The sequence below is a fragment of the Streptomyces sp. NPDC059850 genome, from assembly GCF_042731515.1.
Lineage (GTDB): Bacteria > Actinomycetota > Actinomycetes > Streptomycetales > Streptomycetaceae > Streptomyces.
Genome location: NZ_JBHWJI010000038.1, coordinates 1 through 19,645 on the forward strand (window position 1 = coordinate 1; position 19,645 = coordinate 19,645).

18 protein-coding genes and 1 pseudogene are annotated in these 19,645 nt (G+C 74.3%); 8 read left to right on the top strand and 11 right to left on the bottom strand.

Annotated elements, in window-relative coordinates; translation table 11 throughout:
* Nucleotides 1–23: 23 nt before the first annotated feature.
* On the bottom strand, nt 24–1,334 hold the full coding sequence (locus ACFV9T_RS27675) for a hypothetical protein (protein ID WP_385444940.1): 1,311 nt from the start codon (nt 1,332–1,334) through the stop codon (nt 24–26).
* A 115-nt stretch (nt 1,335–1,449) separates the two neighbouring features.
* The gene (locus ACFV9T_RS27680) at nt 1,450–2,874 is read right to left on the bottom strand and encodes a hypothetical protein (protein ID WP_385444941.1); all 1,425 of its coding nucleotides are present in this window, start codon (nt 2,872–2,874) and stop codon (nt 1,450–1,452) included.
* Nucleotides 2,875–3,037: 163 nt separating this feature from the next.
* On the opposite strand from ACFV9T_RS27680, the gene ACFV9T_RS27685 reads away from it, so the two are divergent.
* Both ACFV9T_RS27685 and ACFV9T_RS27690 read left to right on the top strand, forming a co-directional pair.
* Nucleotides 3,038–4,297, top strand: a complete 1,260-nt coding sequence (locus tag ACFV9T_RS27685) for a molybdopterin-dependent oxidoreductase (protein WP_385444943.1) — start codon at nt 3,038–3,040, stop codon at nt 4,295–4,297.
* Complete coding sequence (locus tag ACFV9T_RS27690; protein WP_385444944.1) at nt 4,294–4,764, top strand: hypothetical protein; 471 nt, start codon at nt 4,294–4,296, stop codon at nt 4,762–4,764. Before ACFV9T_RS27685 ends, ACFV9T_RS27690 begins: the two co-directional genes overlap by 4 nt.
* Here ACFV9T_RS27690 and ACFV9T_RS27695 read toward each other — a convergent pair.
* The 3 genes from ACFV9T_RS27695 to ACFV9T_RS27705 are packed head-to-tail and all read right to left on the bottom strand — an operon-like array spanning nt 4,712 to nt 6,785.
* Nucleotides 4,712–5,416: a methyltransferase domain-containing protein gene (locus ACFV9T_RS27695; protein ID WP_385444946.1), complete on the bottom strand. Its 705-nt coding sequence runs from the start codon at nt 5,414–5,416 to the stop codon at nt 4,712–4,714. The two genes, ACFV9T_RS27690 and ACFV9T_RS27695, sit on opposite strands and share 53 nt — an antisense overlap.
* Nucleotides 5,413–6,075 carry a DUF2064 domain-containing protein gene (locus ACFV9T_RS27700; RefSeq protein ID WP_385444948.1) on the bottom strand — a complete coding sequence of 221 codons (663 nt, stop codon included), beginning with the start codon at nt 6,073–6,075 and terminating at the stop codon, nt 5,413–5,415. The genes ACFV9T_RS27695 and ACFV9T_RS27700 overlap by 4 nt, the downstream gene beginning before the upstream one ends.
* On the bottom strand, nt 6,072–6,785 hold the full coding sequence (locus ACFV9T_RS27705) for a glycosyltransferase family 2 protein (RefSeq protein ID WP_385444949.1): 714 nt from the start codon (nt 6,783–6,785) through the stop codon (nt 6,072–6,074). The genes ACFV9T_RS27700 and ACFV9T_RS27705 overlap by 4 nt, the downstream gene beginning before the upstream one ends.
* Before the next feature lie 125 nt (nt 6,786–6,910).
* On the opposite strand from ACFV9T_RS27705, the gene ACFV9T_RS27710 reads away from it, so the two are divergent.
* Both ACFV9T_RS27710 and ACFV9T_RS27715 read left to right on the top strand, forming a co-directional pair.
* Nucleotides 6,911–7,708, top strand: coding sequence for a response regulator transcription factor (locus ACFV9T_RS27710; protein WP_385444950.1), 798 nt, complete (start codon nt 6,911–6,913; stop codon nt 7,706–7,708).
* On the top strand, nt 7,701–8,813 hold the full coding sequence (locus ACFV9T_RS27715) for a sensor histidine kinase (RefSeq protein WP_385444952.1): 1,113 nt from the start codon (nt 7,701–7,703) through the stop codon (nt 8,811–8,813). Before ACFV9T_RS27710 ends, ACFV9T_RS27715 begins: the two co-directional genes overlap by 8 nt.
* Before the next feature lie 111 nt (nt 8,814–8,924).
* On the opposite strand, the gene ACFV9T_RS27720 is transcribed toward ACFV9T_RS27715, so the two are convergent.
* Nucleotides 8,925–10,040: an NAD-dependent epimerase/dehydratase family protein gene (locus ACFV9T_RS27720; protein ID WP_385444954.1), complete on the bottom strand. Its 1,116-nt coding sequence runs from the start codon at nt 10,038–10,040 to the stop codon at nt 8,925–8,927.
* A gap of 235 nt (nt 10,041–10,275) precedes the next feature.
* Here ACFV9T_RS27720 and ACFV9T_RS27725 point away from each other — a divergent pair, with 235 nt between their 5' ends.
* The gene (locus tag ACFV9T_RS27725) at nt 10,276–11,196 is read left to right on the top strand and encodes a class I SAM-dependent methyltransferase (protein ID WP_385444956.1); all 921 of its coding nucleotides are present in this window, start codon (nt 10,276–10,278) and stop codon (nt 11,194–11,196) included.
* Nucleotides 11,197–11,663: 467 nt separating this feature from the next.
* Here the strand turns inward: ACFV9T_RS27725 and ACFV9T_RS27730 are convergent, their stop codons facing one another.
* Both ACFV9T_RS27730 and ACFV9T_RS27735 read right to left on the bottom strand, forming a co-directional pair.
* Nucleotides 11,664–12,809, bottom strand: coding sequence for a serine hydrolase domain-containing protein (locus tag ACFV9T_RS27730; protein WP_385444958.1), 1,146 nt, complete (start codon nt 12,807–12,809; stop codon nt 11,664–11,666).
* Between the two features lie 47 nt (nt 12,810–12,856).
* Nucleotides 12,857–13,852: a LysR family transcriptional regulator gene (locus tag ACFV9T_RS27735; protein WP_385445076.1), complete on the bottom strand. Its 996-nt coding sequence runs from the start codon at nt 13,850–13,852 to the stop codon at nt 12,857–12,859.
* Nucleotides 13,853–13,973: 121 nt separating this feature from the next.
* On the opposite strand from ACFV9T_RS27735, the gene ACFV9T_RS27740 reads away from it, so the two are divergent.
* On the top strand, nt 13,974–14,342 hold the full coding sequence (locus tag ACFV9T_RS27740) for a darcynin family protein (RefSeq protein WP_385444959.1): 369 nt from the start codon (nt 13,974–13,976) through the stop codon (nt 14,340–14,342).
* 7 nt (nt 14,343–14,349) lie between these two features.
* Here ACFV9T_RS27740 and ACFV9T_RS27745 read toward each other — a convergent pair.
* Nucleotides 14,350–15,117 (bottom strand): annotated as a pseudogene (locus tag ACFV9T_RS27745) (peptidyl-tRNA hydrolase).
* 70 nt (nt 15,118–15,187) lie between these two features.
* On the opposite strand from ACFV9T_RS27745, the gene ACFV9T_RS27750 reads away from it, so the two are divergent.
* Both ACFV9T_RS27750 and ACFV9T_RS27755 read left to right on the top strand, forming a co-directional pair.
* Nucleotides 15,188–16,279, top strand: coding sequence for an ATP-binding cassette domain-containing protein (locus ACFV9T_RS27750; protein ID WP_385444961.1), 1,092 nt, complete (start codon nt 15,188–15,190; stop codon nt 16,277–16,279).
* Complete coding sequence (locus ACFV9T_RS27755; RefSeq protein ID WP_385444963.1) at nt 16,276–16,941, top strand: ABC transporter; 666 nt, start codon at nt 16,276–16,278, stop codon at nt 16,939–16,941. The genes ACFV9T_RS27750 and ACFV9T_RS27755 overlap by 4 nt, the downstream gene beginning before the upstream one ends.
* Before the next feature lie 52 nt (nt 16,942–16,993).
* On the opposite strand, the gene ACFV9T_RS27760 is transcribed toward ACFV9T_RS27755, so the two are convergent.
* Nucleotides 16,994–18,424, bottom strand: coding sequence for an alkaline phosphatase PhoX (locus ACFV9T_RS27760; RefSeq protein WP_385444964.1), 1,431 nt, complete (start codon nt 18,422–18,424; stop codon nt 16,994–16,996).
* Between the two features lie 105 nt (nt 18,425–18,529).
* Nucleotides 18,530–19,636, bottom strand: a complete 1,107-nt coding sequence (gene zapE / locus ACFV9T_RS27765; protein WP_385444966.1) for a cell division protein ZapE — start codon at nt 19,634–19,636, stop codon at nt 18,530–18,532.
* Nucleotides 19,637–19,645: the final 9 nt, after the last annotated feature.

Below are 19,645 nucleotides of genomic sequence, written 5' to 3' on the forward strand. Positions count from 1 at the left end.
AGCCCGGCCGGGCTTTCGTATATCTACTTGGTGTACGTCGACCAGTCCGGCGATTCCGCCGGGTCGAGCATCCGCAGCTTGTCCAGGACCTTCGGATCCTGGGCGTCCAGCCAGTCGGCGAGCTGCTTGAACGATACGCACCGCACGCCGTCGCGCTTGCACACGCTCCGCATCACGTCTTCGATGGCCTGCATATAGATGCCGCCGTTCCAAGTCTCGAAGTGGTTGCCGATGAACAGCGGTGCCCGGCTGCCGTTGTACGCGCGCTCGAAGCCGTTCAGATAGCCCTCGCGGGTCAGCCGCTCCCATTCGGCGTACTTCGCCGGATCGCCCTCGGTGCTGTCACCGGACTGGTTGTAGAGGAAGTTGAAATCCATGGAGAGGACCTGCTTCTCGCTCTCCGGGTACGGCACCAGCTGCAGCGGGAAGTTCCAGATTCCCTTGATTTTGGACGGCCAGATCTGGAAGTCGCCCGGAGAGCTCGCGTCGTAGCGCCAGCCGAGCGACTTGATGGCCGGGATCAGGTTCTTCTGGCCTTCGAGGCAGGGGGCGCGACCGCCGACCAGTTCCTCGTCGTAGTCGAAGGGCAGCGGCTCGATGTCGGTGAATCCCGTATTGGTCTTCCACTGCTCCACGAACGAGTACGCCTGCTCGGCCTCGCTCTTCCACTGTGCGGTGGACCATTCGCCGCCGCCCTTGGCGCCGCAGAAATGCCCGTTGAAGTGCGAGCCGATCTCGTTGCCTTCCTGCCACGCCCCGCGCAACTGCTCCAGCGTCTCGCGTATGTGCCCGTCGGTGGGGAACGATATGGCGGCCGATCCCGGCTTGTGCATGGGCGGCCGATAGAGATCGCTCTTGTACTTGGGCAGCAGATACATGCCGCTCAGGAAGAACGTCATATTGGCGTTGGTTTCCTTGGCGACCTGGCGGAAGCGGGAGAAGAGATGATCGCCGTTCTCCAGCGCGCCGTCCCAGGAGAAGACCACGAACTGCGGGGGCTTCTCGCCCGGCTTCAGTTTCTTGATCTTCGGCTGGTCGGGCTGGGGGCCGGTGTACGACGTGGAGCCGTCCCCGATCACCTTGACCTTGCCGTCCCAGTCGGCGTACTTGTTCTTCTTCTTGGCGCCCTTGGGGGCCTTGTCCGCCCGGGGGACGGGTGCGGCGGCCTGGACGCTGCCGTCCACCGCGCCGCCCGTGTCACCCGGCGAGGTCAGGGCGATGAGCAGCGCCACGACCACGGCCACGGCCACGAGCGCGCCCAGGGGCGCGGCCACGCCGTAGGTGTTCCGCGCGGATAATGCCTTCAACGCCTTCAAGGACTTGGATGCCTTCAAGGTCTTCAACGCCTTCAACGGGTCCCGCCCCCTGGCAACGGTTCAGTTGTGTGCCCCCGCTCAGTATCACAGAAGTATCACCTGCTCTTCACATCGGCCACTCATCGACGGGCACTCACCAACCGGTGAGCAGCAGATGGTTCACCAGCAGCGCGAGCCCCGCCTGCACCGCCAGCCAGCGGCGCAGGTCACGGGCGGGCAGCAGGGCGGCGGCGGGCAGCAGCCAGAGCACGAACGGCAGCCAGATGCGTTCCGTCTCCGCCTTGCTCATCCCGGACAGATCGGCGGTGACCAGCGCGAGCAGTGCGGCGAGCACGAGCACCACGAGCCCGTCCGACCTGCCCTGACCGCCCGGGCCTTCGTCGCGCCGCAGCCGCCGTACGGCACCGGGTGCGGCCCCCACCGCCCTGCGCACCCCGGCGACGGAGGCGAGCCCGGCCGTGACCACCGTGCAGGCGAGGTTGGCCCACACCCAGTAGCCGTACGGGCGGTCTGCCGCGACCCCTTGGTAGTAGCGCTCGACCAGCAGGTCGTACCCCTCCCACCAGGCGAAACCGGCCAGGGTGAAGGCGCCCGCCACCGCCGCCGCCCCGGCCAGCGCGTACGGCAGCGGCCGCACCGTACGGGCGAGGAACAGCACGGCCGCGGCGGGCAGCGCCATGAGCGTGAGCCCGTACGACAGGTACGCGGTGAGGCCGAGCAGCAGCCCGGCGGCCAGCGCGACGGCGCCCGGCGCCCGGACCGTACGGGTCGCCGCCAGCGCGAGCAGCGCCAGCCCCCAGGCCACGACCGCCGCGAAGTAGCCGTCCGCTGACGCCCCCACCCACACCGCGGCCGGGGCCAGCACGAGGAAGGGCGCGGCGGTGCGCGCCGCCCGCTCCTGCCCCAGCGCGCGCAGCGTGACCAGGACGGCGGCCACCGCCGAGCTGCCGACGGTGATGCAGAAGGCCCCCGCCCACGCGCCGCCGCCGAGCCCGAGGCGGTCGAGCCCGACGAAGGTGAGCACGGCGCCCGGCGGATGCCCGGCGATGTGCGCGGGCCAGTGATCGGGTGCGTCGATCAGGATGTGACCGGTGAATCCGCGCAGCGCGGCGCCGATGTCCTGGAAGCGGTCGACGCCACGCAGATACTCGTTGCGCTGCGTCAGCCGCCCGGCCACGCCCCGCCCCCAGCCGTCGACGAGGGCCAGCGCCCACGTCCAGGCCATCGCGGCGGCCCAGCCCGCCCACAGCAGACGGCGCCACGGCAGCGTCGCCGCGATCCGCGGGCCGTACGCGACGACGGCCACGGCGAGGGCCACGGCGGCGGGCGTGCCGGGGCCCGCGTGGGGCAGCCAGTCGGCGTACAGGGGCGCCCAGTCGACGTACAGGATGTGGTGGGTCCGCTCGATCAGGGTGCCGACGACGGCCGCGACGGCGAAGAGGAGCGCGGCGGCGACGGCGGCGAGCACATCCCGGCGGCGGCCGGTCCGCCCGTCGCCGTCCGGGGTGCGGGGGGTCGGGTCATCGGTGCGGAGGGGGATGCGGAGGGGGAGCTTCACGGCCTCACGCTATGCCGGTGACCTGCCGGATCGGCCGCTGTGGCGCGCTCCGTCACCGAACCGTCAGATCCTGCGGGCGACGTACGGCCGGGCGGGCCGATGTCAGCGTTTCGTCATGCGTCGGAGCCCCTGAGGACCGGTCCGGCGGCCCTACCGTCGTGCCATGAGCCACCGTTCCCCAGCTTGGCGAAGCCCCTTGCGCGGCCCCTGGCTGACGTCCGTCTTCGGCCTGGTCCTGCTGTTCGGGATCCCCGTGCTGTTCGTCACCGGGCTGCTGTCGTACGCCGCGTACAACCCGGAGCTGTCCCCGGTCAACGACAAGACGCCGGACAAGGGGCTGCTCGGCTTCTACCTCTTCTCCTGGCCGACCCACCCCGTCTGGCTCTACCGCGTCACCCAAGGGGTGCACGTCACGCTCGGCGTCGTGCTGGTCCCGGTGCTGCTGGCCAAGCTGTGGTCCGTCGTCCCCAAGCTGTTCGAGCGGCCGCCGGTGCGCTCCCTCGGGCACGGTCTTGAGCGGCTGTCGCTGCTCGCGCTGGTCGGCGGCGGGCTGTTCGAGTTCGTGACCGGGGTGCTCAACGTCCAGCTGGAGTACGTCTTCCCCGGCTCCTTCTACCCGCTGCACTTCTACGGGGCGTGGGTCTTCATGGCCGCGTTCGCCGTCCACGTGGCGCTCCGCTTCCCCCGTATGGTGCGCGCGCTGCGCGGCCGCGACCTGCGGGCGGAGCTGCGCACCCCGGTCTCCCGCACCCGTCCGGAGCCGCCCGACGAGACCGGTCTGGTGAGCCCGGATCCGGCCCCGCCGACCATGTCGCGGCGGGGCGCGCTCGCGATGGTGGGCACCGGCTCGGCCGCGCTGCTGGTGGTGACGGCCGGGCAGAGCCTCGACGGGCCGCTGCGGAGGACCGCGCTGCTCGCCCCGCACGGCCGGGAGCCGGGCCGGGGCCCGAACGGCTTCCAGATCAACAAGACCGCCGCCGCCGTCGGCATCAGCGCCCGCGACATCGGCCCCGGCTGGCGGCTGGTGGTGCGCGGCCCGGGCCGCGAGGCCGTCCTGACCCGGGAGCGGCTGCTGCGGCTGCCGCGGCACGGGGCGGCGTTGCCGATCGCCTGCGTCGAGGGGTGGTCCACCCCCGACCAGGAGTGGGAGGGGGTGCGGCTGTCCGACCTCGCCGGGCTGGTCGGCCTGGGCGAACGGCCGCCGGGCGTCCTCGTCGAATCGCTCCAGCGGCACGGCTCGTTCCGCTCGGTCGTGCTGCGCGACAACCAGGTCCGCGATCCGCGCTCGCTCCTCGCGCTGCGGGTCAACGGCGCGGAGCTGTCGCCGGACCACGGCTACCCGGCGCGCGTCATCGTCCCGAACGCCCCGGGCGTGCACAACACCAAGTGGGTGGCCCGGCTGAGCTTCGGGGAGACGGTGTGAAGGGTTCCGGCTTCCGGCGGCGTTACGGCGACTCGCCCCCGCACCTCCTCCTGCTGCTGTGCTCCTTCGCGCTGACCGCCTACGCGGGGGTGCGGCTGCTGCGCGGCGACTGGCTCGGGATCGCGCTCTGGGTGGCCGGTGCGGCCGTCGTGCACGACCTGGTGCTGCTGCCGCTGTACGGGCTCGCCGACCGGGCGCTCCAGCGGGCGGTCCCGGCGCCCGCCTCGTACGTCAACTTCGTACGGGTGCCCGCGTTCGTCTCGGCGCTGTTGCTGCTGGTGTGGTTCCCGCTGATCGCGGGGACGCAGCGGCGCCGCTACGAGCGGTCGGCCGGGCTGTCCGCCGACGTCTTCCTACCGCGCTGGCTGCTGATCACCGCCGTGCTGTTCGCCGTCTCCGCGCTGTGGCTGTGGGTCAGGACGGCGATGTGGCGGGCCCGGGAACGGCGGCGCGGCGCAGGGTCATGAAGTCGCGGCCCCGGGCCGTCCAGCGTTCGGCGGCGCTCCAGCCCGCCGCCCGGGCGTGGTCCAGCAGCGCGGGGGCGCCCACCCGGGCCCAGGGGAACGCCTCGCCGACCGGACCGAGCCCGTCGTCCACCCGTACCCGGACCCGTTCGTCGACATCGGCCGTGGCCGTCTCGACGATCAGCAGCCCCTCGGGGGTGAGGAGTTGACGCACGCGCCCCAGCAGGGCCCGGGGGGCGCCGCCGATACCGATGTTGCCGTCGAGCAGCAGTGCCGTGCCCCAGCGCCCCTCGTCCGGCAGCGGCTCGAACACCGAGCGGCACAGGGCCGGGCCGCCGGTTCGCACCGTACGGGCGACCGCCGCCCGGCTCACGTCGATGCCGAGGCAGGGGTGTCCGTACGGGGCGAGCGCGGCGACCAGCCGCCCGGGGCCGCAGCCGATGTCGAGTACGGGCCCCTGGCAGCGGCGCAGCACGGTGCGGTCCGCCGCGTCGGCGTCCGCGCACCAGCGCTCGACCTCCAGGGGCAGCAGCCAGCCGTCCGCGCGGCGCAGGAACAGCGGTCCCCGGCCCGCGCTCAGCGCCCGCGTATAGGGGTCGGCGCGCCAGGACCCTGCCGTGGCGCCGCCCGCGTCGTCGCGTGTCGCCGTGCTCATCGGGCGGCGGCCCGGGACAGCCCGGCGAGGGTGCGGGCGAACCGGCCGCCCGGGGCGAGCGCCGCCACGCACGCGGCGTCGTCCGCCGTGTCGACGTCGCGCAGTACGGGCAGCTCGCGCACTCGCAGCCCCGCGTTCACCAGACGGCGTCGCTGTGCGGCGCCCGTGACGGGAGTGGACATCGGCACTCCGCGCAGCAGCTCCGGATCCGGTTCGGCCAGGCCCAGGGCCCAGAAGCCGCCGTCGGCGGCGGGCCCGAACCAGGCGTCGCAGTCCCGCCAGCCGTCCCCGCCCAGCGCGGGCGCCAGCAGGGCGGGGGTGATCTGCGGGGTGTCCATGCCGACCAGCAGCGTGGGCCCCTGGCATCCGGCGAACGCTGTGGCCAGCCGCTCGTCCAGGCCGCCGCCGCCCTGCGGCACGACCTCGATGCCCGGCGGCAGCCAGGGCCCGGGGGCCCCGTCGAGCGCCAGCACCCGGCGCCGGGCGGGCATTCCGAGCACGGCGTGCAGGGTGTCGCCGAGCGCGGCCTCGGCCAGCGCCGCCGCCTCCGCGGGGGTGTACGGAGGAGTGAGCCGGGTCTTCACCCGCCCGGCCACGGGTTCCTTGGCGATGACGACCACCGTGCACCGCGCGCGCCGACCGGCGCCCTGCCCGGTCACCGGGCGACCCCCGCACGGCTGCCGGGGGCGGGGGTCCCGGGCGACTGGCGCAGGACGGCCCGCATGTCGCGCACCGCGTGCCAGGTGCCCCGCCAGGTGCCGGTGACCTTCGACTTTCCGGTGCGCGGCCGGTACGGCACGTCGCGCTCCTCGATCCGCCAGCCCGCGTCGGCGGCCCGCACGACCATCTGCAGCGGGTAGCCGCTGCGCCGGTCGGTGAGGCCCAGGCCCAGCAGCGGTTCGCGCCGGGCGGCCCGCAGGGGTCCGAGGTCGTGGAGGGCGGTTCCGGTGCGCCGCCGCACCATCCGGGACAGGGCGGTGTTGCCGAGCCGGGCGTGCACCGGCCACGCGCCGCGCTCCTGGGGGCGGCGGCGCCCCAGCACGAGGTCGGCGTCGCCGTCGGCGACGCTCCGTACGAAGCCGGGCAGCAGCCCGGGGTCGAGTGAGGCGTCGCAGTCGCAGAAGCAGACGAAGTCGGCGTCGGCGGCGAGCAGTCCGGCGTGGCAGGCGGCCCCGAAGCCCCGGCGGGGCTCATGGACGACGGTGGCGCCGAGGGCGCGGGCGATCGCGGCCGAGTCGTCCGTCGAACCGTTGTCGACGACGATGGCGCGCCAGCCGGCGGGGATGCGTTCCAGCACCCAGGGGAGGGCGGCGGCCTCGTCCAGACACGGCAGGACGACGTCCGCGCGAGGAGCGGTCGAGTGTGTCACCCGGCCCACCCTACGAACGAAAAAGCCGCATTCCGGACATCGGGTCCTTACGAAACGCGGACGTCGACGCCGTCCCGCACGCCTGGGCGGGACGGTCCGCACGGCCGGGTGCCAGGCTGGAGCGTATGCAGCAGACATCGCCTCCCGGCCGCGTGCTCGTCGTGGACGACGATCCGACCGTCGCCGAGGTCGTCGCCGGATACCTCACCCGCGCCGGTTTCACCGTCGACCGGGCCGCCGACGGCCACGGCGCGCTCGCCCGCGCCGACGCCCGATGGCCCGACCTGGTCGTCCTCGACCTCATGCTGCCCGGCATGGACGGCCTGGACGTGTGCCGCGCGCTCCGCCGCAAGGGGCCGGTGCCCGTGATCATGCTGACCGCGCGCGGCGACGAGGACGACCGGATCCTCGGTCTTGAGATCGGCGCGGACGACTACGTCACCAAGCCGTTCAGCCCGCGCGAGCTGGTGCTGCGGGTGGAGTCGGTGCTGCGCCGCGGCCGTACCGGACCGCACGCCTCCGCCGGGGCGCGGGGCCCCGGTCCCGGGCGGCCGGACACCGTGCTCCGCCGCGCCGGGATCACCCTCGACCCGATGGCCCGCCGTGCCACCCGGAACGGCCATGAACTCGGCCTCACCCTCCGCGAGTTCGACCTGCTGGCCTTCCTGCTGCGCCACCCCGGGGTCGCCTGCACCCGCGAGGAGCTGATGCGGGACGTCTGGGGCTGGGACTTCGGCGATCTGTCCACCGTCACCGTCCATGTGCGGCGGCTGCGCGGGAAGATCGAGGACGACCCCGCCGCGCCGCGCCTCATCCAGACCGTCTGGGGCGTGGGCTACCGCTTCGACGCGCCGGACGCGCCGGACGCGCATGACGCACCGGACGCACCGGCCGGGGCGGAGGGGCCGGACCGCCATGCGTGACGTCCTGCTGATGGCCCTGTTCGCGTTCCTCGGCGCTGCCGCGGCCGGGCTGCTCGGCGCGCTCGCCCTGCGGCTGCTGCGCGGCCGGTCCGTCGTCGTGTCCCTCGCCGTCGTGGCCGCCGTCGCGGTGACGGCCATGCTCACCGGGACGCTCGCGGTCGCCTGGGCGATGTTCCTGTCCCCGCACGACCTGACGGTCGTCACCACCGTCTGCGCCATGGCCGCGGTCGTGTCCCTGGCCACCGCGCTGCTGCTGGGCCGCTGGGTGGTGGCCCGCAGCCATGAGCTGACCCTCGCCGCCCGCTCCTTCGGGGACGGCGGCAGCTTCGCCGCCCCCGGTGGCGCCGCGACCGCCGAACTCGCCGAACTCGGCCGCGAACTGGCCGCGACCAGCGCCAAGCTGGCCCAGTCCCGCGAGCGGGAACGGGCCCTGGAGTCCTCCCGCCGCGAGCTGGTCGCCTGGATCTCCCACGATCTGCGCACCCCGCTGGCCGGGCTGCGGGCGATGTCCGAGGCGCTGGAGGACGGCGTGGTGGAGGACCCGGACCGCTACCACCGCCAGATCCGCACGGAGGTGGAGCGGCTCAACACGATGGTCGGCGACCTCTTCGAACTGTCCCGCATCCACGCCGGGGCGCTGTCCCTCGCCCCCACCCGGATCTCCGTCTACGACCTGATCGGCGACGCCCTCGCGGGCGCCGACCCGCTCGCCCGCGAGCTGGGCGTCCAGCTGATCGGCGACTCCGTGGACCCCGTCCCCGTCGAAGTCGACGGGAAGGAGATGACCCGCGTCCTCGGCAACCTCCTCATCAACGCCATCCGCCGCACCCCGGCGGACGGCACGGTCGCCGTGGCCGCCCGGCGCGAGGCGGACACCGTGGTGCTGTCCGTCACCGACGGCTGCGGCGGCATCCCGGACGAGGATCTGCCGCGGGTGTTCGACACCGGATGGCGCGGCACCCATGCCCGCACGCCCCCGGCGGGCGCCGGGCTGGGCCTCGCCATCGTCCGTGGCATCGTCGAGGCCCACGACGGCCAGGCGGCCGTGCGGAACGTGGACGGCGGCTGCCGCTTCGAGGTGCGGCTGCCCGCCGCCCGGGCGTAGCCCCGCCCGGGCGGTCCGCCGGTTCCGTGGGGCCGCGCGCCCGTGGCCGGGGAAGGGCCCGCCCCGTGGCTGCGGGTTCGGGGCGCTCCCCGGCAGCGTCGCGGAACGCGGTTACCGGACCGGGTGGAGCGGGCGTGGCGCCGGGGTGGCCGCCGGGGCGGATGCCGCGCGCTGGGGCGCGTGGGCGAACTCCGTCATGCCCTCGTCGAACGGGACCACGGGCCGCCAGCCCAGCTCTTCGCGGAGCCGCCGCGAGGAGGCCGTGATGTGCCGTACGTCGCCCAGCCGGTACGCGCCCGTGACCTGCGGCACTGGGCCGCCGCAGGCCGCCGCCAGCGCCCCGGCCATCTCGCCGATCGTATGGGGGTCGTCGCTGCCGGTGTTGTACCCGGTGAGGCCGCCCGGGGGTGTTGTGGAGTCGGCCGCCGGGGCGGCGAGTGCCTCCAGGGCGGCGGCGTTGGCCGAGGCCACGTCCCGTACGTGGATGAAGTCGCGGCGCTGCCCGCCGTCCTCGTAGACCGTGGGTGCCTCGCCGCGCGCGAGGGCCGAGCGGAAGAAGGAGGCGACGCCCGCGTACGGGGTGTCGCGCGGCATGCCCGGCCCGTAGACATTGTGGTAGCGCAGCGAGACCGCGCGGCCGTTCACGGACCGCGCCCAGGCCGCCGCCAGATGCTCCTGCGCCAGCTTCGTGGTGGCGTAGACGTTGCGCGGGTCGACCGGTGCGTCCTCGTCGACCAGGCCCGGTCGCAGCGGGGTGCCGCAGTCCGGGCAGCCGGGTTCGAACCGCCCGGCGGCCAAGTCGGCCTCGGCGCGCGGCCCGGGGCGTACCCGGCCGTGCCGGGGGCAGTCGTAGCGCCCCTCCCCGTACACCACCATCGACCCGGCCAGCACCAGGGAACGCACCCCGCGCCCGGCCATGGCCGCCAGCAGGACCGCCGTGCCCAGGTCGTTGCAGCCGACGTAGTCCGGCGCGTCGGCGAAGTCCTTGCCGAGGCCGACCATCGCCGCCTGGTGGCAGACGGCGTCCACCCCGTGCAGTGCCTTCTCCACCGCCGCCCGGTCCCGCACATCGGCGTGGATCCACTCGGCGCCGGACGGCCGTGGCGGCGACGGATGGGCGGCGGGCAGCAGTGCGTCGAGGACGACCGGCTCATGGCCTCGGTCGGTGAGAGCGGTGACGATGTGCGAGCCGATGAAGCCCGCGCCTCCGGTGACGAGTACGCGCATGGCCCCGACGCTAGGCGTTCACCGGCCGCCGGGCCCGTGTCCGCGCCGTCCCGTCATCGGTCCGTAAGACCCGTTCCGTGCACCGCTCCGTTCGTGCCCCTCCGCGCCCGTACGGTCGCTCAACGCTCTGGTCACACAATATGCACAACCGTGACGTCCCGGCGTTGCCTGCCACTGCCAGCGTGGCCCGCGATCCACGTCTCTCCCGACCGCCTCCGAGGAACAGAGAGCACCAATGACGGCCACCACCGCCGCAGCAGCGCAGCGCCCCCGCAGCCTCAATGACGTCAAGGGGTGGTTCCCCAGCCTTGACCAAGTGCTGTTCGACTTCTTCCTGCGGCGTCAGGAGCGCCTCGGGGAGCACGGGGACCTCATGGAGATGGGCGCCTACATGGGCAAGAGCGCCATCTTCACCGCCGCGTACCTGCGGGCTGATGAGCGCTTCACGGTCTGCGACCTCTTCGACGCGGAGGACGCGCCGGACGAGAACAACGCGGCGGAGGCCCGGAAGTCGTACGCGACCCTCACCCGCACCGCCTTCGAGCAGAACTATCTGGCGTTCCACGACGAGCTGCCCCACATCCTCCAGGGCACGACCTCGATCGTGCCCAGCCTCGTGGACGACGACACCTGCCGCTTCGTCCACGTCGACGCCTCGCACCTGTACGAGCACGTGGAGGGCGACATCATCGCCGCGCGTGACGTCCTGCTGCCCGGCGGCATCGTCGTGCTCGACGACTTCCGCTCCGAGCACACCCCCGGCGTGGCCGCCGCCGCGTGGGAGGCCGTCTTCAACCGCGGGCTGCGGCCCATCTGCCTGACCACGCAGAAGCTCTACGGCATGTGGGGCGACCCCGGCCCCATCCAGGAAGAGATGCTCGCGGACGACGCGTGGCGCCGTGGGATGCACACCAGCCGCCAGGAGATCGCGGGCAGCCGGGTGCTGCGGTTCTCCGGGAAGCCGAAGAACCCGGCGGCGCCGAGGTCCCGCTACGCCGACGAGGCGCCCGCCGCCCCCGCCCCGAACGCGGGCCGCGCGCCCGCCGCCCCGGCCTCGGCCTCCGCCCCGCGCCGCCCCAGCCAGGTCCGTCGGCTGGCCGCCGACGTACTGCCGCCGGTGGTGACCCGCGCGATCCGCAAGCGCCGCCGCGCCTGACTCGGCCCGGGGCCTGACCCGGCCCCGGCCCCGGACCTGACCCGCCCCGGTCCGGGGCTCGTGCCCGGCCCAGCGCGGCGTCTGGCCCTGCGGCCTCCGTGGCCCGCGCTGGGCCGTCTGGCGGCTGGTCGTGGATGTGGTGCCGCTGTTGGTGGCGTGCGCGACCCGCACGCGCTGCCGCGCTGGACCGGCCTCGCGTTTGGCCCGGCCGTGGGGCGGCAGCGGCGGAGCCCCCGCAGCGGGGGCCGGGGGCCTCGCCCCCGGTTTCGGGAAGGGGCGGGGTGGGGGCTAGTCCGTCTCGACCAAGACCCGCGCCCCAGCCGGGGCCGGGGGCTGGCCCCGTCGCGCGGCGGAGGGGCGGGGCCTGATCCGGCCTGCGCGCGGCTGGCCGCCGCCCCGGTGGCGGTCGCGCTGGGTCGGTCGTACGGCCGCGCAGGCGCGGGCGCCGGTTCGCCCGGGGACCGGCGTCAGGTGGTTACGCAGGCGCGTACGGCCTCCGTCAGGCGGGTGGCGCGGGCGTCGCCGTGGCCGATCATGCGGTTGGCGACGTACGCGAAGCCCACGCCGTACTCGTCGTCGCCGAAGGCGAACTGGCCGCCCGCCCCGTCGTTGCCGAAGCTGCGCCCGCCCAGCATCGGGCGGAAGGCCGCCGAGTCGAGCAGGAAGCCCGCGCCCCAGCGCGCCCCGGCGTCGAAGCCCAGCCAGCCCCGGCCGGACGACACCTCGCGGACCGCGTCCGTCACCGTCTCCGGGGCGAGCAGCCGCTCCTGGCCGTCGACGCCGGTCACGGCCGCCGCGTACATCCCGGCGAGGCCGCTCGCCGACGCGGTGGCGCCCGCGCCGGGCAGCTCCGCGCCGAGCAGCGCCGGGTCGTTCCAGCCGTGCGGCGCGTCGGTGCCGGGGAAGACCAGCGCGCCGTTCATCGTCACGATGCGGGTCAGCAGATGCTCGGGGCCCGGCATCCCGGGCCGCCCCTCGGCCTCGACGAGGCGGGCGCGGCCGTCCATCTCCGGCGCGGGCAGGCCGATCCAGGCCCGCAGCCCCAGCGGGTCGGCCACGGCGGTGCGGAAGTACGCGCCCGGGGTGAGCCCGGTGATCCGGCGGATGACCTCGCCGATGAGGAAGCCGAAGACATGGCCGTGGTACTCGTACGCCGTGCCCGGCTCCCACAGCGGACGCTGCTCCTCGATGGCGCGGATCACCGGCGCCCAGGCGGCGATCTCCTCGAAGCCGAGCACCGCGTCGAGGGCGGGGACGCCCGCCCGGTGGCCGAGGACCATGCGGCAGGTGATGGCGTCCTTGCCGTGCCGCGCGAAGGCGGGCCAGTAGCGGCTCACCGGGGCGTCGAGATCGAGGCGGGCCTCCTGCGCGAGGAGGTGGGCGCACAGGCTCACGAGGCCCTTGGCGCAGGAGAAGACCGGTACGACCGTGTCCCGCTCCCAGGCCCGGCCGGTACGTTCGTCCGCGATCCCGCCCCACAGCTCCACGACCTTGCGCCCGCCGACGAACACCGTGACGGCCGAGCCGAGTTCGGGAAAGTCGGCGAAGTTCCGCGAGAAGGTGTCGGCGACGGCGCCGAACCCCTCGTCGGCCCACCCGTTGTGCTGCTCCACCGTTTCCCGGTCCCCTCTGTGATCGTGCCCCGTGATCGTCAGCTGGGTCACGGTACGGCGGGGTGGGTGCCCCGCACGAGCGATTTTGTGCCGAGGGTCCGGCGGACGGCGTCGCGGAGCCAGTGGTGGGCTCCGTCGGCGGCGTGCCGGGGATGCCAGGCCATGCCGATGATCACCGGCGGCAGCGGCAGCGGGATGTCGAGGAAGTGCAGGCCGAGGGCGGTCGCGGCGTCGGCGAGGGAAGAGACGGCGGCGCCGGGGAGTGCGGTGGGGACGAGGCAGACGACGTCGCTGCGGGCGGCGAGGGCCATCGCGGCCAGGTGGCTGGGGAGGACGACCGCGACCCGCCGGTGCAGGCCGTGCTCGGCCAGGGCGGTGTCCAGGGGGCCGGTGAACCGGCCGCGACGGCTGACCGCCACGTGTTCGGCGGCGGCGAGCCGGTCCGGGGTCAGGGGCCCTTCGGTGAGCGGGTGACCGGGCCGGACGGCCGCCGCCATCCGCAGGGTGACCAGCTCCTCGACCTGGGTTTCGGGGTCGACGTGGTCGATGGCCCCGACCTCCAGGTCGATCCGGCCGTCGCGCAGTGCCGGTCCGCCCTCCAGCTCTTCGGCCAGGAACCGCAGCGACACCCCCGGCGCCTCCCGCCGGGCCAGTTCCAGTAGCCCCGGGGCCAGCGCCGCACCGGCCAGATCGGCGGCCTGGAAGGTGAAGGTGCGGCGCAGCGTGGCGGGGTCGACACCGGGCCCGGGCGTCAGCAGCGCCCCCAGGCGGCGCACCACCGTGGCCGCCTCATCGCGCAGGGCCTGGGCGCGGGGAGTGGGGACCATGGTCTGCCCGGCCCGGACCAGCAGCGGGTCCTTGAGGACGCGGCGGAGGCGGGCCAGGTTGCGGCTCATGGCGGCGGGCGAGGTGCGCAGGCGCGCGGCGGCGCGGGTGACGCTCTGCTCGGTCAGCAGCGCGTCCAGCGCGACGGCGAGCTGGGCGTCGATGGTCGGCCCCGGAGTGACCGGCTCTGGACTGTTCTGACTGCTCACCAGCGTAATTCCATTTCAGGCAATGATCCCTTGCTGAAGTTCCCATTGTGGCAACGCCGTTGTCCTCCGCAGGATGAGTGCGTGCCGATCCGGTACGCACTCATCACCTGCCGAACCTGGAGGATCCACCATGTCCGCCGCGCCCAACACCGCCCCGCCGGTCACCGCCTTCATGCTCATCAAGACCCAGCCCGAGTGGCTCGCCATGACCCCCGAGGAACGGGTCGACGCGTTCACCACCCAGGTCATGTCCGCAGTCAAGGCCAGGACCAAGGGCGTCCGGTCACGCTTCTACGACACGGAGTTCTACTCCACCCGCGTCACCGACGTCTGGGTCTGGGAAGCCGACGACCACGAGGCCTACCAGCTCCTCATCGACGTGCTGCGCGAAACCCCGTTCTGGGACCGCTACTTCGAGGTCGTCGACCTCATCGTCGGCACCGAGAACGGCTACGCCCGCACCTACGGCCTCGACCCCGTTACCACGGTCGCCACCTGACCCACCCCTAGGACCGCCGCAGGGCCGGGTGGTCCGCCACCACCGTGCAGGACCCCGGGGCGATCTCGGTGAAGCCCGCGTCCCGTACGACCGGCAGACCGCCCCGGGTGAGCGCGCCCCACCGCTCGGCCGGGGCCGTCCGCACCGCCAGCGGGAAACCGGCCTCGCGCCACGCCGCCCGCCCCGCGTCGTCCAGCTCCCACCAGGCCAGCTGCGCACCGTGTCCGGCCTGCGCCATGGCCTTGCCCGCCGACATCGTGACGTCCGGGTTCAGCCACAGCACCGGCCCGGCCGGGTCCGGCGCGGGCGGCGGTGCGGGGTCGTCCAGCTCGGTGCCGGAGACCTGGAGCTTGGCCAGCTCCTTGGGTCAGCCGTCCAGCGGCACCGGCGGGAACACCCGCACCTCGGCCGCCGGGCCGTCCCCGTGGGCCGCCGCCCCGCCGGTGAGCGTGATGCCCGGAAGCGTCTGGGCGCGCCGCCACTCCGCGCCCCGCGCCCGCCGTACGACCTTGCGGATCCGGGCGTCCTGCCAGTCCCGTACGGCCTCGGCCCACTCGCCGTCCTCCGCCGTCGCCCGCTCGTCCGACAGCAGCGCCAGCACCGCGCGCGCCGCCGTCTCCAGGGCGTCCGTACGGGCCGGGGGCGCGGCCTTCTCGATCCGCACCACCAGGGGCAGCACGAACTGCGGCGCCGCGTCCCGGTCCGTCTCCGCGTGCCGGAACGGGCTGCTGCGGGGGGTGGGGGGACTGGCGGGGATGGCGTCTGAGCTGGTCACGCGGTCCAGTCTGCCAGCACCCGCCGACAGCGGCGGCGGGCCGCCGCCCGAGTGCCTATGCTCAACCAGCATGAGACTGCGAGGAGTCGGCCGCCGCTACGGGCTGGCCGGGCCCTGGGTGCTGCGCGGCGTCGATCTCGACGTACGGCCGGGGTCGCTGACCCGCGTCGAGGGGACGAACGGCAGCGGCAAATCCACCCTCCTGCGGCTGCTCGCCGGGATCGACGCCCCCACCTCGGGCCGCATCACCGACCGCCCGCGCACCGCGTACGTCCCCGAGCGGTTCCCCGCCGAGCTGCCCTTCTCCGTCCTCGGCTACCTCACGCATCTGGGCCGGATCCACGGCCTGGGCCGGGCCGAGGCGGCGCGCGGGGCGGGGGAGTGGCTGGAGCGCTTCGGCGCGGACGCGTACGCGGCCACCCCGCTCGCCGAGCTGTCCAAGGGCACCAGCCAGAAGGTCGCCGTGGCCCAGGCGCTGCTGGCCGCGCCCGCCCTGCTCGTCCTGGACGAGGCCTGGACCGGCCTCGACCGCGCCGCCCGCGCCGTCCTGGACGAGGCGGTGGCGGAGCGGGTCGCCGAGGGCGCCGCGGTCGTCTTCGTGGACCACGACCCCCGCCGCCTGCCCGGCGCCCCGGACGCCGTGTTCCGCGTAACGGACACCCGCCTGGAGCCGCTGCCGCTACCGGCGGCTGGAGGTGAGACACCGGTGGCCGCCCCCGGCCCCCGGGTCCGCATCGAGGCCGAGGCCCCGCCGGGAACCGCCCTCCCGCCGAACCTCCCCGGCGCCCCGCGCTACGAGCCCGTCCCCGAGCCGACGACGCCCACGTCAAACCCCGGCGGCGAGGCCGCGCGGGTCGGGCAGGCAACGCAGGGCGCGCTGGGCCCCGGCGGGGAGGGGCTTGACGCAGGGCATGGGCAGGCCGCGCAGACCGCGCCGGGCCCTGGCGACGAGGCGAGGGCGGGGGCGCGCCCCGGGCAGGCCGGGCGGAACGCCGGGGAGGGGGTGCCGGGTGGGCCCCCGCAGTCCGTGCCGGAGGGTGGGCGGCGGGTTGTGCGGATGGTCGTCTCGGCCGGGGAGTCCGATGAGGTGTTGCGGGTTCTGCTCGGGGCTGATCCGGCCTGGCGCATCCGCTCGGTGAGCGAAGTCGCGGAGGACGTATGACCGCCCTGTTGCGCTATCAGGTGGCGCTGCTCGCCCGTTCGCATCGGTGGCTGCCGCCGCTCATCCTCTATGCCGCCTTCATGGGCATCGGGGTGCAGCCCGGGCAGCCGGTGCTCGACTCCTTCGGGTACGCCGCCGCCGGGGTGCTGCCGGTGGCCGCCTGGTTGGTGCGGGTGTGCGTCACCAACGAGCCCGCCGCGGCGCGGGCCTGCGCGGCTGCCGCGCGGGGGCCCGGGCGGGTGCATCTGGCCGGGGTGCTGACCGGGCTGGGGGTGGCGGTCGTCCTCGGGGTCGCCGGGACGTCGTACGTCGCGCTGGTCGGCGATCCGCGCAGTGCGGACGGGCGGGTCGACGTGCCCCTGGCGGCGGCGACCGTCGCCGGGCTGCTGGCCGCGCTCGCCTGCGCGCTGCTCGGTACGGCCGTGGGCGCGCTGTGCAACCGGCCGCTGCTGCGCCGTCCCGGCTGGGCCATCCTCTCGACCGCGCTCGCCGCGCTGCTGGTGTCCGTGATCGGCGCCTCGCCCGCGAACGCGGCCGTATCGGGCCTGGTCAACGGATCACGCAGCGGCACCGTGAGCATGCCGCTGCTGCCGCTCGCCGTGACCGCCGTGCTCGCCGCCGGGGCGACGGCGATCGCCTGTGCGGTGAGTTCGCGGCGGTAGTGACACTGCGGCCTCCTGCCCCGCGCACAAGGGGCAGGAGGCACAACGGGCGTCAGTGGTGCCAGGGGCCGGTGATCGCGAACGTGGTGCCCGGGGTGTAGCAGTTCACGTACATCGTGCGGCGGTCCGGGGCGAAGGTGACGCCCGCGAACTCACCCCACTCGGGCTCGTCCTCGGTCCCGCCCGCCGCGGTAGCGGCTGATGTCAGAGCCTGGCGGTTGCGCGCCATCGGGTAGACCTCGCCGCGCCGGGTCAGCCCGTACACGTGCTGCGCGCCCTCGCCGTCCTCGCAGACCATCAGCCCGCCGCTGGGCGCGAGCGTGATGTTGTCCGGTGACTCGCCGGGCAGCTGCACGTCCGTGTCCGGCCCGAAGACGATCACCAGGGTGAGCCGGTGCCGCTGCGGGTCGTAGCGCCAGATTTGCCCGAAGTGGTCGGCGGCCGAGCCGTCCGCGCTCTTGGCGAAGCTGGAGACGAAGTAGACCGAGCTGCCGCCCCAGTAGCAGCCCTCCAGCTTCTGGGCGTGGGTGATGCCGCCCGGGCCGAAGTCCTGGAAGCGGATGGGGGTTTCCGCCGCGAGCGGGTCGGGGACGGTGACCCACTCGATGTCGCCGAAGGACGTCCCCGGCTCCTGGATGGTGGACAGGTCGGCCACCCCCGGCACCCGCAGGGCCTGGAGCTTTCCGCCCGCGCGCAGCGACCCGGTCCCGCCGAGGGGTTTACGCGGCAGGAAGCGGTAGAAGAGGCCGAACGGTCGCTCGAAGGCGTCCTCGGTCTCGTAGACGACCCCGCTGCGCGGGTCGACGGCGATCGCCTCGTGCTGGAAGCGGCCCATGGCGGTGAGCGGGACGGCGCCGGTGCGGCGCGGATCGTACGGGTCGACCTCGAAGATGAACCCGTGGTCCTTGGTGTAGCCGTTCGTACCGGCCTTGTCCTCGGTCTCCTCGCAGGTCAGCCAGGTGTGCCAGGGGGTCGGGCCCCCCGCGCAGTTGACGGCCGTACCGGCGATGGCGACCCGTTCCGACTGCACCCGGTTGGCGGAGTCGAGCGCGAGGGCGGTGCAGCCGCCCATGCCCATCGGGTCGTAGGTGAGGCCCTTGACGGCGGGGACGCGGATCGCGGCGTCCTTGCGGTTCTCATGGTTGCGGACCAGATGCGTACGGCTTCCTCTGCCGCCGCCCGACCGGCCCGGGAAGGCGGCCATGCCGTCGCAGTTGCTGGGGACCTCGCCCTCGCCGGAGCGCAGCGGGTCGCCCGAGCGGGACAGCACGCGGTAGCGGAAGCCCTTGGGGAGGTCGAGCACCCCGTCCGGATCGGGTACGAGCGGGCCGTAGCCGCCGCGCCCGGCGGCGTCCGGAGCCCCCGGGCCGGGTGCGTCGGCCATGGCCGTACCGGCGAAGATCTCCTGGATGCTGCCGGTGAACGCGATGGAGGCACCCAGCGCGCCGGTACGGCCCAGGATCTGACGTCGTGTCGCTGACATGCGGTAACTCCCTGCTGGCGGACAGGAAAGATGACCGCACGTGTGTATCACGCGGCCCGCCCGCACGGGAACCATCTGATCAACACGGCGTGCGCGGCCGGTGCCCTACGCCGCGGCCAGCTCCCTCGCGTCGCGGGCGAGCGCGGTGAGCCGGGATATCGCCCGGAAGTACTTCTTCCGGTAGCCGCCGTTCAGCATCTCCTCGCTGAACAGCTGGTCGAACGGCACGCCGGAGGCCAGCACCGGCACCTCACGGTCGTAGAGCCGGTCCGCCAGCACCACCAGCCGCAGCGCGGTCGACTGGTCGGGCACCGGCCCGACCCCGGTCAGGCACACGGCCTGGAGGCCGTCGGACATCGCGCCGTACCGGCTCGGGTGCACCTGGGACAGGTGCTCCAGCAGCTCGGGGAAGGCGTCCAGGGAGGCGCCCGGCGTGCGCTTGGCCGCGCGGGTGACTATCTCGTCGGAGTGCGGCGCGGGGGCCTCGGGCAGCCCGCGGTGGCGGTAGTCCTCGCCGTCGATGCGCACCGGCTGGAAGTGGGCGGACAGCCCCTGGATCTCGCGCAGGAAGTCGGCGGCCGCGAACCGGCCCTCGCCGAGCTTGCCGGGGAGGGTGTTGGACGTCGCGGCGAGCGCCACACCCGCCTCGACCAGCTTGCCCAGCAGGGACGAGACGAGGACGGTGTCGCCCGGGTCGTCCAGCTCGAATTCGTCGATGCACAGCAGCCGGTGATCGCTCAGGGTCTTCACGGTCTGCTGGAAGCCGAGCGCGCCGACCAGGTTCGTCAGCTCGACGAAGGTGCCGAACGCCTTCTTCTCGGACGGGGCCGGGGTCGCGTGCCACAGGGAGGCCAGCAGATGGGTCTTGCCGACGCCGTAGCCGCCGTCGAGGTACACCCCGCGCGGGCCGCTGGGGGCGGCGGGCTTGGCCCGGCGGAACCAGCTTCTGAGGCCGCCCTTGTCCTTGCCCGCCCCCGCTCCGCCGCCCAGCCGCTCGGCGAAGCCGCGCAGCACGGTGACGGCCTCGGCCTGGCTGGGCTGGTTGCGGTCCGGGATGTAGTTGTCGAAGCTCACCGTGGCGAACCGGGGCGGCGGCACCATCTCGGCCACCAGGCGCTCGGCGGGCACCTGCGGCGCGCGGGCCGTGAGGGCGACGGGGGCTTCGGCGGCTATTGAGCCTGCCGAGCCGGACGTGGTGATTGGTGCGGACACGGGTGTCCA

What these genes read in the sequence shown, in the direction of transcription:
- ACFV9T_RS27695 (WP_385444946.1), bottom strand. Translation starts at nt 5,416, where the DNA reads ATGAGCACGGCGACACGCGACGACGCGGGCGGCGCCACGGCAGGGTCC.
- ACFV9T_RS27685 (WP_385444943.1), top strand. Translation starts at nt 3,038, where the DNA reads ATGAGCCACCGTTCCCCAGCTTGGCGAAGCCCCTTGCGCGGCCCCTGG.
- ACFV9T_RS27720 (WP_385444954.1), bottom strand. Translation starts at nt 10,040, where the DNA reads ATGCGCGTACTCGTCACCGGAGGCGCGGGCTTCATCGGCTCGCACATC.
- ACFV9T_RS27750 (WP_385444961.1), top strand. Translation starts at nt 15,188, where the DNA reads ATGAGACTGCGAGGAGTCGGCCGCCGCTACGGGCTGGCCGGGCCCTGG.
- ACFV9T_RS27715 (WP_385444952.1), top strand. Translation starts at nt 7,701, where the DNA reads ATGCGTGACGTCCTGCTGATGGCCCTGTTCGCGTTCCTCGGCGCTGCC.
- ACFV9T_RS27760 (WP_385444964.1), bottom strand. Translation starts at nt 18,424, where the DNA reads ATGTCAGCGACACGACGTCAGATCCTGGGCCGTACCGGCGCGCTGGGT.
- ACFV9T_RS27755 (WP_385444963.1), top strand. Translation starts at nt 16,276, where the DNA reads ATGACCGCCCTGTTGCGCTATCAGGTGGCGCTGCTCGCCCGTTCGCAT.
- ACFV9T_RS27710 (WP_385444950.1), top strand. Translation starts at nt 6,911, where the DNA reads ATGCAGCAGACATCGCCTCCCGGCCGCGTGCTCGTCGTGGACGACGAT.
- ACFV9T_RS27740 (WP_385444959.1), top strand. Translation starts at nt 13,974, where the DNA reads ATGTCCGCCGCGCCCAACACCGCCCCGCCGGTCACCGCCTTCATGCTC.
- ACFV9T_RS27725 (WP_385444956.1), top strand. Translation starts at nt 10,276, where the DNA reads ATGACGGCCACCACCGCCGCAGCAGCGCAGCGCCCCCGCAGCCTCAAT.